Consider the following 9344-nt stretch of genomic DNA (forward strand, 5'->3'; position numbering starts at 1 on the left):
ATCTACCAGCCGCGCGAGGAGGCGGCGGCGTAGGGAAGGGGCAAGGCGCGTCTCCACATTGGCTGTCATGCCCCGCGAAGGCGGGGCATCCAGTACGCCGCGGCTTCTCGATTCAATCACATCTGTCACGGAGTACTGGATCGCCCGCCTTCGCGGGCGATGACAGTGTGCGTGTGGAGGCAGAAGCGCGGCCTTACGCCGCCTTGCCCTTCGCGTCCTGGATCGCGCGCCACACCCGCTCCGGCGTCAGCGGCATGTCGATGTGCTTGATGCCGTAGTCGGAGAGCGCGTCGAGCACGGCGTTCACCACGGTCGACAGGCTGCCGGCGCAGCCGGCTTCGCCGCAACCCTTGCTGCCGAGCGGATTGGTCGTGGCCGGCACCGGGTGGTCGCCGACCGTCATGTTCGGCACGTCCTCGGCGCGCGGCAGCGCGTAGTCCATCAGCGAGCCCGTGATCGGCTGGCCGCTCTCGTCGTAGCGGACGTGCTCCATCAGCGCCTGTCCAATGCCCTGGACGACGCCGCCATGAAGCTGGCCCGCGACCAGCAGCGGGTTGATCACCGTGCCGAAATCGTTCACCGCGCTGTAGCGCACGATCTGCACCACGCCGGTCTCCGGATCGATCTCGACCTCGGCGACGTGGCAGCCGTTCGGGAAGGCAGAGGGCACCGGCTCGCTGGTGTGATCGACGTCGAGACTATCAGGCACGCCCTCCGGCACCTTGCTGTCATGCAGCTTCTTGGCGAGCTCCATGATGTCGATGCTGCGGTCGGTGCCGGCGATGGTGAAGCTGCCGCCTTCGAACTCGATGTCGGCTTCGGAGGCCTCCAGCATGTGCGCGGCGGCGCGCTTGCCCTTTTCGATCACGAGCTTGGAGGCCTCGACGATCGCCATGCCGCTCGCCATGATCGAGCGCGATCCGCCGGTGCCGTTGCCGGTGTGAACGATGTCGCTGTCGCCCTGCACCAGCTTGACGCTCTCGAACGGGACGCCGAGCTGGGCGCACAGCACCTGCGCGAACGGGGTGGCATGGCCCTGGCCGTAATCGAGCGTGCCGGTGATGAGCTGCACGCTRCCGTCAGGGTCGAACACGATCTTGCCGAGYTCGGGGCTCGGCGGCGCGGTGACCTCGAGATAAGAGCCGACGGCGATGCCGCGCAGCTTGCCGGCCTTCTTGCTCTCCTTCTTGCGCTTGGCGAAATTCTCGTGGTCGGAGATTTCGAGCGCCTTGTTGAAGACGGCCTGGAAGTCGCCGCTGTCATAGGTGACGCCGGAGGAGGCCGGGAACGGCATCTGGTTCGGCTTGATGAAGTTGCGCTTGCGCATCGTCAGCCGGTTGATGCCCATCTCGTCGGCGGCGCGGTCGATCAGCCGCTCCATGTAGTAATTCGCCTCGGGCCGGCCGGCGCCGCGATAGGCGCCCATCAGCGTTGTGTTGGTCAGCACCGTCTTGATGTCGATGCCCATCAGGGGCGTGCGGTAGACGCTGGAAAAGTTCTTGCCGGTGTTGAGCGAGAGCGGACCCGGCGCAACGCCGGTGATGTAGGCGCCGAGATTGCCGTAACCGGAAAGCTTGGCCGCGAGGAAATGCCCCTCGGCGTCGAGCGCGAGCTCGGCATGAATCTTCTGCGCACGGCCGTGGCTGTCGGAGAGGAAGCTGGTCGAGCGCTCGTCCAGCCACTTCACCGGCCGTCCCAGCGCCTTGGCCGCGTACAGGATGCACATGTATTCGGGGTAGTTGATGTTCTTCATGCCGAAGGAGCCGCCGACATTGGCGGTGAGAATGCGCACCTTCTCGTTCGGCACCTTCAGGTTCTTGGCGAGGTTGGCGCGGTTGCCGGCGACACCCTGCGTCGGAACCTGGAGCGTGTAGCGCTCGGCCTTCTTGTCGTAGGAGGCAAGTCCCACGCGCGGCTCCATCGAGACCACGGCGACGCGGGTGTTCTCGATGTCGATCTTGGTCACATGGGCGGCGCTGGCAAAGGCCGCATCGACCTTGTCCATGTCGCCATAATGGTAGTCCAGCGCGACGTTGTTCGGGATGTGGTCGTAGAGCTGCGGCGCGCCGGGCCTCGCGGCCTCCTCGGGGTCCGTCACCGCCGGCAGCGGCTCGATGTCGAGCTCGACCGCCTCGGCCGCATCGCGCGCCTGGGCCAGCGTCTCCGCCACCACGAAAGCGACGGGATCGCCGACGAAGCGGACCTTGTCGGTCGCCAGCGGCTGGCGGTTGGTCTGGAGCAGGGGCGAGCCGTCACGGCTCTTCAGCGGCAGGCCGCAGGTGAAGGGGCCATAGCCGGCCGCATCGAGATCCTTGCCGGTCCAGACCCCCAGCACGCCCGGCATCGCCTTGGCGGCATCAAGGCCGATGCCGCGGATGATTCCATGGGCATGGGTCGAGCGGACCACCACGGCATAGGCCTGGCCGGGCAGGTTGAAATCGTCGGTGTAGCGGCCCTTGCCGCGGACCAGCGTGTCGTCCTCCTTGCGGCGGACGGGCTGCCCGACGCCGTATTTTTGCAGTGCAATAGCGTTTTCGAGCGTGGACGATTTGGTGTGTTCTTGCATGGAATTGACCTGAAAAGCCGGCAATTGCGCGTTTTGGGGGGCGCTTGGGGGCCGGACCCTTCAAAAATAACCCACGGCCCCGTTCACGACAACGCACGAATGGGCATGGTCCCATGTGATGCGTTGTTGCGCAGGCCTGCCGCGCTGCTAATGTTTCAGGCGAAAAAGCAATTCCAGCTCGGCCCCAGCGGGCCGCGGAAAGACAGTTTGTATGAATGACCACACGCGGCTCCGCGACGGCCATGCGCCGCACGGTGAGCTCGAGGGGTCGATGGCGGCGGTGGCATTGGCCACTGAGCCGGCCGTCGTCGCGCAAGCGCCGGGAACCGGCGTCTACGCGGCGCTGGACCTCGGAACCAACAATTGCCGGCTCCTGATCGCCTGTCCGACCAGCGATGGCTTTCGCGTGGTCGATTCCTTCTCCCGGATCATCCGGCTCGGCGAGGGGGTCTCGGCGACGGGGTGCATCAGCGAGGCCGCGATCGAGCGCGCCATCGCGGCGCTCAGCATCTGCCGCGACAAGATCAACTTGCGGAGAGCGCGGCGGCTGCGGCTGATCGCGACCGAAGCCTGCCGCGCAGCCTCCAACGCGGAGGGCTTTCGCAGCCGCGTCGCGGCCGAGACCGGCATCGAGCTCGAGGTGATCGACCGCGAGACCGAGGCTTCGCTCGCCGTACTCGGCTGCTCGCCGCTGGTCGACCCCAGGGGCAGGGGTGCAATCCTGTTCGACATCGGCGGCGGCTCGACCGAGCTGGTGCGGATCGAGCGCGATCCCACAAATCCGGAGCCGCGCATCAAAGCCTGGATGTCGATCCCGTTCGGCGTGGTCACGCTCGCCGAGCAATTCGGCGGCCGCGACGTGACGCCGGAGATCTACGCCGCGATGGAGCGGGAGGTCGCAAATCATGTTGCGCCGTTCGCGGAACAGCACGGCGGCGATCTCACTGAGATGCACCTGCTCGGCACCTCTGGCACCGTGACGACCCTTGCCGGCATCCATCTCAATCTCGCACGCTACGACCGCCGCCGCATCGACAGCATCTGGATGAACGATTCCGACATCACCGCGACCATCAACAGGCTGCTCGGCATGAGCTACGAGGAGCGCGCGAACAACAGCTGCATCAGCGTCGAGCGCGCCGATCTCGTGCTGGCCGGCTGCGCCATCCTCGATGCGATCCGCCACGCCTTTCCGCTGCCGCGCCTGCGCGTCGCCGACCGCGGCCTGCGCGAAGGCATGCTGGTCGAGATGATGCGCGAGGACGGCGCGCTCAGGAGCTGGTGAGATGGCCAAGGACACCACCGGCCGCTTGCACGTCCAGGTCAAGACCGGCGGCAAGCGCAAATTGTCATCGAAGCTGTGGCTGGAGCGGCAGCTCAACGATCCCTATGTGGCGAAGGCCAAGGCCGCGGGCTATCGCTCGCGCGCGGCATTCAAGCTGCTCGAGATCGACGACAAGTTTCGGCTGCTGAAGCACGGCATGGCCGTGGTCGATCTCGGCGCCGCGCCGGGCGGCTGGAGCCAGATCGCGGCCAAGCGCGTCGGCTCGATCGATGGCAAGGGCAAGGTCGTCGCGATCGACCTTTTGGAGATGCCCGAAATTGCCGGCGTCGAGTTCGCGCAGCTCGACTTCATGGACAACGGCGCGCCGGAAAAGCTCACCGCGATGCTGGGGGGCGGCGCGGACGTCGTGATGTCCGACATGGCCGCCAACACCACCGGTCACCGCAAGACCGACCAGCTCCGCATCGTCGGCCTGATCGAGACCGCGGCGGCGTTTGCCTGCGACGTGCTCAAGCCCGGCGGGACCTTCCTGGCAAAAACGTTCCAGAGCGGCGCCGACGCCGAGTTGCTCGCCCAGCTCAAGCGCGACTTCGCCACGGTCCGTCACGTCAAGCCGGCCGCGAGCCGGCAGGATTCATCGGAACGCTACGTGCTGGCGACGGGGTTTCGGGGCGAGCCGAAGGCGTAGCGCAAAACCGTCACGTTCGCGAACGATCGTCGTTTGCGGTTTTCGCTGCCCGGTGATGCTCAGGGGCCCGGCGCTCGGCCATGCCTCGAACCAGGCCCAGGAAATTCCTGAGGATCGGTGATGGATTGCTGCGCCGCCACGCCAGTCCGAGAAAGGCCTTCGGAGTAGGGTCTTGCAGGCGCCGGTATACGACGCCGGTCATGCGTGCGCCCTGCAGCGTCGAGGGCACGAGCGCAATGCCGAGTCCCGCCGCGACAAGACCCAAGGTCGAGGTAATTCGCGGCGCCGGCTGCCCGAGACGCGGAACAAATCCGGCTGCCCTGCAGGCCGCGACGGTCTCGTCATACAATCCGGTACCAGGCGGCCCGATCATGATGAAGGAGTCATTTGACAGGCTCCTGAGCTGAAGGGGCTTTGTCCTTGTCCTCGCCAACGTGTGACGGCTCGGGAGGGCCGCGACCAGAGGCTCTTCCTGAAGCGCAGCAACGGAGACGCCTTCCGCATGAATTTGCCGCGCGCGTACGAAGGCAACGTCCATCTGCTCACGCTCGAACTGGCCGAAGATTTCGTTGCTCAGGCCTTCCTGCAGGATCAGGGACACGCGCGGGAAGGTTTCGCGAAAGGACCGGATGGCAAGCGGTACGAGCGGATTGAAGGGGGCAGTTGGTGCGATGCCGATGCAGAGCGTTCCCTGCTCGCCGCGTGCCGTGCGTTGGGCCGTTTCGACGGCGTGATCGAGCCGCGACAGGATCGCCTTGGCCTCGGAGAAAAAGGCCTGACCCGCGCTTGTCAGGCTTACCCCCCGCGGCAACCGCCTGAACAGTTGAACCTTGAGCTCTCTCTCCATCTGGCTGATCTGCCGGCTGAGCGGGGGCTGCTGGATGCCAAGCCGCTCTGCTGCCCGCGTGATGTGCCCTTCCTCTGCAACCATGACGAAATAGCGAAGGTGCCTGAGATCCATGCCATACCTCAAAGGTATCAAGATCGACGTTGGCATATCATAGCTCAACCGGCGCCGCCGAGCTATGGCAGTCCATGGCAGCGAAGGATCGTGACATGGATACGCAGAGACGGCGCTTGCTTTGTTCAACACTGGCGGCAATCGCGACATCGGTTTTGCCGGCGATGGCCACGGCTCAGGCTTACCCTTCTCGCGGCAGTCGCCTCGTCGTGGGATTTCCCGCGGGAGGCCCAGTCGATATCGCCGGCCGGCTGATTGCTCCCTGGCTGTCGGAGCGGCTGGGCCAGTCGTTCAGCGTGGACAATGTTCCGGGTGAAAGCGGAAACGTTGCGACGAGGTCGGTGGTTCGGGCGGCACCCGACGGGTACACGCTCCTCGTCTGCGGTCCCGTCAACACGATCAACGCGACGCTGTTCGATCACCTCGATTTCGATTTTGGCCGCGACGTCGTCGCCGTCGGCGGTCTATATCGCGTTCCGCTCGTCATCGAGGTGAATCCTGCCGTGCCGGTCCGGACAGTCGGGGAGCTCATCAGTTACGCGAAGCAAAATCCCGGAAAACTCAGGGTGGGATTTGCAGGTCTCGGCACGCCGCAGCACGTTGGAATTGAGCTGTTCAGATCGATGGCCGCTGTCGACCTGACGCTGGTGCCCTATCTGGGGTCGACGCCTGCACTGGAAGATCTCCTGGCCGGGCGGATCGATGCGATGTTCGATCCCATGCCGTCCTCGATCGGCCATATCAAGGCCGGCAGACTGGTTCCGCTGGCCGTTACTTCGCCAGCCCGGTCGGATAATTTGCCGGACGTTCCGATCGCGGCGGATACCGTCCCGGGCTATCAGGCCGGATCGTGGTTCGGGATCGGTGCACCAAGAGGCACGCCCGAGGCCATCGTCGATCGACTGAACGGAACGATCAACGAGGCACTCGGCGACGCCGCCGTCAGGGCGAAGATCATGGAGCTTGGCGCCAGCCCGATTCAAGGCTCGCCGGCGCAATTTGCGAAGTTCGTTGCCGAGGAGACCGAGAAGTACGCCGTCCTGATCCGGTCGGGCGTCATTCGCTCGAAATAGTCGCGCCAGCTTACCCCAGCCGCTGGTCGCGCACGTCCTGGGTATCCTCGGTCGCCGCCTTGACGGCCGCCTTCTCTGCGCCCTTGCCGGCGCCCTTGCGGCTTGCGATCTCTGTCGCCTTGCGGCCGGAGATCTCGTGGCCGGCATCAGCGGGCATCTGCCAGAAGAACCAGCTCGACGCCGCCGAGGTCAGCGCGACCACGACGAAGGCCGGGGCGAACACGGTGGCGTTGAGCTCGCTGACATGGCTGAGCCACATCGTCGTCTCCACCGACGCTGCGCCGACGGCGACGCCGGCGGAGACCGCGAGCTGCTGGTTGACGCTGACGAGCGTGGTGGCGCGGCTCATCTGCGCGGTCTCGACCTCGGCATAGGCCACCGTGTTGATCGCGGTGAACTCGAGCGAGCGGAAGAAGCCGCCGACGACCAGGATGATCATGATGATGAGCAGCGGCGTCGTCACCGTGAACAGCGCGCAGGCGGCGAGGAAAACCGCGCTGACGATCGCGTTCACCGTCATCAGATTGCGGAAGCCGAAGGTGCGGATGATCCGCGCCGCCAGCGTCTTCATGCCCATGGCGCCGAGCGAGGAGGCAAACGTGACGAGGCCGGAATGGAATGGCGACAGGCCGAAGCCAATCTGCATCAGGAGCGGAAGCAGGAACGGCAGCGCGCCGATGCCGAGCCGGAACAGGAAGCCGCCGAGCACGGCCGCGCGCAGCGTCGGCAGGGTCAGCAGCGAGAAGTCCAGCACCGGCGATCCCGTGCGCCGGGCATGGATGACATAGAGCGTCATCGAGATCGCGCCGCCCGCGATCAGCGCGGCGACCGTGCTCCAGGGCAGCAGATTGAGGCCGGCCACCGACAGGCCGAAGGCGATGCCGGCAAGTCCGATCCCGGCGAGCACCATGCCGTAGAGATCGAACGGCTCGCGCTCCTCGCTCTTGATGGGATCGATGAAGCGCAAGGCCATGAAGATGCCGAGCAGCCCGATCGGTATGTTGATCAGGAAGATCCAGTGCCAGGACGCGTAGGTCGTGATGAAGCCGCCGAGCGGCGGGCCGATCACGGGGCCTATCAGGGCAGGGACCGTCACCCAGGCCATCGCATTGACCAGCGCGCTCTTGTCGACCGAGCGCAGCAGCACGAGACGCCCGACCGGCGTCATCATCGCCCCGCCCATGCCCTGGAGGATGCGCGCGAACACGAAATCGGTGACCGAGGTCGAGAGCGCGCAGCCGACCGAGCCGACCATGAACACGCCGACGGCGATCGCGAACACCATGCGCGCGCCGAAGCGGTCGGCGGTCCAGCCGCTCGCCGGGATGAACACCGCGAGCGACAGCAGATAGGAGGTGATGGCGAGCTTGAGCGTCAGCGGGCTGGTGCCGATGTCGGCCGCGATCGCCGGCAGAGAGGTCGCGATCACCGTCGAATCCATGTTCTCCATGAAGAGAGCGGTGGCCACGATCAGCGGAATGACGCGTTGCTTGTCGACCATGACGGATTGGTAATGAAAATCGGAAGGAAGGGTGGAATTGCGGCTTAACACCGCCGCCGGGCCGCGACCATTGCGGATCGACGCATAGCACCTAAATCCCCGGTCATAACGGTGTGACCCTCTCTCGTCATTCCGGGCGCGCCAACTGGCGCGAGCCCTGATGCCATCGGGCCCCGGAGACTGCTGCGGGATGGATTCCGGGCTCGCGACGTCGTCGCGCCCCGGAATGACGAGGAGGGGCCGCCCCCTGGCTATCCACGCTGAACCGGCTATCCACGCTGAATTTACCCAAAAAGCCTGTGCATGGCTGGCCGGCGGTGCGATTTGCTTTGATTCGTCACGCGGCCGTGCTATCGACCCGCGTCAACCCCACCGATGGGCTCCGATTCTCCGGCGATGCCGCAAGGTACGCCGAGGGCGGCGCTCATCCATAGCTATTTGCGGCAGGGCCGCAGGAAGGAGTTGGCAGATGGCCACGGTGCAAGTTCAAGGCATCCGCGAAGCCCTTACGTTCGACGACGTGCTGTTGAAGCCAGGCCTCTCGGACGTCATGCCGGGCGAGGTCGACATCCGCTCCCGCGTCACCCGCGCCATCCCCCTCAACATCCCGATCATGGCCTCCGCCATGGACACCGTCACCRAGGCCCGCATGGCGATCGCCATGGCGCAGGCCGGCGGTCTCGGCGTCATCCACCGCAATTTCGATCCCGAAGGGCAGGCCGCCCAGGTCCGCCAGGTCAAGCGCTACGAGTCGGGCATGGTGGTGAACCCGCTCACCATCAGCCCCGAGGCCACGCTCGACGATGCGCTCAAGCTGATGAGCGATCACGGCATCTCCGGCATTCCCGTCGTCACCGGTGCAGGCAAGTCCACGCCGGGCAAGCTGGTCGGCATCCTCACCAACCGCGACGTGCGGTTCGCCACCGACCGCCGGCAAAAAGTCTCCGAGCTGATGACGCATGAAGGTCTCGTCACCGTGCGCGAGAACGTCAGCCAGGACGAGGCGCGGCGGATGCTGCACCAGCATCGCATCGAGAAATTGCTCGTGGTCGACGAGCAATATCGCTGCGTCGGCCTCGTCACCGTGAAGGACATGGAAAAGGCGGTCGCCCATCCGCTCGCCTGCAAGGACGCGCAGGGGCGCCTCCGCGTCGCCGCCGCCACCACCGTCGGCGACACCGGCTTCGAGCGCACCGAGCGGCTGATCGACGCCGGCGTCGACCTCGTCGTGGTCGACACCGCGCACGGCCATTCGCGCCACGTGCTGCAC

At 65.7% G+C, this 9344-nt stretch carries 7 protein-coding genes; 4 read left to right on the top strand and 3 right to left on the bottom strand.

The genetic code is table 11. The features are described from left to right. Positions 1-193: 193 nt before the first annotated feature. The gene (locus AC1D00_RS13585) at positions 194-2566 is read right to left on the bottom strand and encodes a xanthine dehydrogenase family protein molybdopterin-binding subunit (protein WP_477011019.1); all 2373 of its coding nucleotides are present in this window, start codon (positions 2564-2566) and stop codon (positions 194-196) included. Between the two features lie 211 nt (positions 2567-2777). Between AC1D00_RS13585 and AC1D00_RS13590 the strand changes: the two genes are divergently transcribed. Continuing rightward, the gene (locus AC1D00_RS13590; RefSeq protein ID WP_477011020.1) at positions 2778-3851 is read left to right on the top strand and encodes a Ppx/GppA phosphatase family protein; all 1074 of its coding nucleotides are present in this window, start codon (positions 2778-2780) and stop codon (positions 3849-3851) included. 1 nt (position 3852) lies between these two features. Next, positions 3853-4539 (top strand): RlmE family RNA methyltransferase, encoded by a 687-nt coding sequence (locus AC1D00_RS13595; RefSeq protein ID WP_135173244.1) that lies wholly within the window; start codon positions 3853-3855, stop codon positions 4537-4539. Positions 4540-4549: 10 nt separating this feature from the next. Here AC1D00_RS13595 and AC1D00_RS13600 read toward each other — a convergent pair whose 3' ends face one another. Beyond that, the gene (locus tag AC1D00_RS13600) at positions 4550-5632 is read right to left on the bottom strand and encodes a LysR substrate-binding domain-containing protein (protein ID WP_477011021.1); all 1083 of its coding nucleotides are present in this window, start codon (positions 5630-5632) and stop codon (positions 4550-4552) included. A 77-nt stretch (positions 5633-5709) separates the two neighbouring features. Between AC1D00_RS13600 and AC1D00_RS13605 the strand changes: the two genes are divergently transcribed. Next, positions 5710-6573, top strand: coding sequence for a Bug family tripartite tricarboxylate transporter substrate binding protein (locus AC1D00_RS13605; RefSeq protein ID WP_477011022.1), 864 nt, complete (start codon positions 5710-5712; stop codon positions 6571-6573). Positions 6574-6583: 10 nt separating this feature from the next. Here AC1D00_RS13605 and AC1D00_RS13610 read toward each other — a convergent pair whose 3' ends face one another. Next, positions 6584-8074 (bottom strand): MFS transporter, encoded by a 1491-nt coding sequence (locus tag AC1D00_RS13610; RefSeq protein ID WP_027543096.1) that lies wholly within the window; start codon positions 8072-8074, stop codon positions 6584-6586. 469 nt (positions 8075-8543) lie between these two features. Between AC1D00_RS13610 and guaB the strand changes: the two genes are divergently transcribed. Next, positions 8544-9344 (top strand): IMP dehydrogenase (gene guaB / locus AC1D00_RS13615; RefSeq protein ID WP_477011023.1); only part of this gene is annotated, 801 nt, incomplete at its 3' end.

It is taken from the genome of Bradyrhizobium sp. P2_E8 (assembly GCF_056403875.1).

What these genes read in the sequence shown, in the direction of transcription:
- AC1D00_RS13610 (WP_027543096.1), bottom strand. Translation starts at nt 8,074, where the DNA reads ATGGTCGACAAGCAACGCGTCATTCCGCTGATCGTGGCCACCGCTCTC.
- AC1D00_RS13590 (WP_477011020.1), top strand. Translation starts at nt 2,778, where the DNA reads ATGAATGACCACACGCGGCTCCGCGACGGCCATGCGCCGCACGGTGAG.
- AC1D00_RS13595 (WP_135173244.1), top strand. Translation starts at nt 3,853, where the DNA reads ATGGCCAAGGACACCACCGGCCGCTTGCACGTCCAGGTCAAGACCGGC.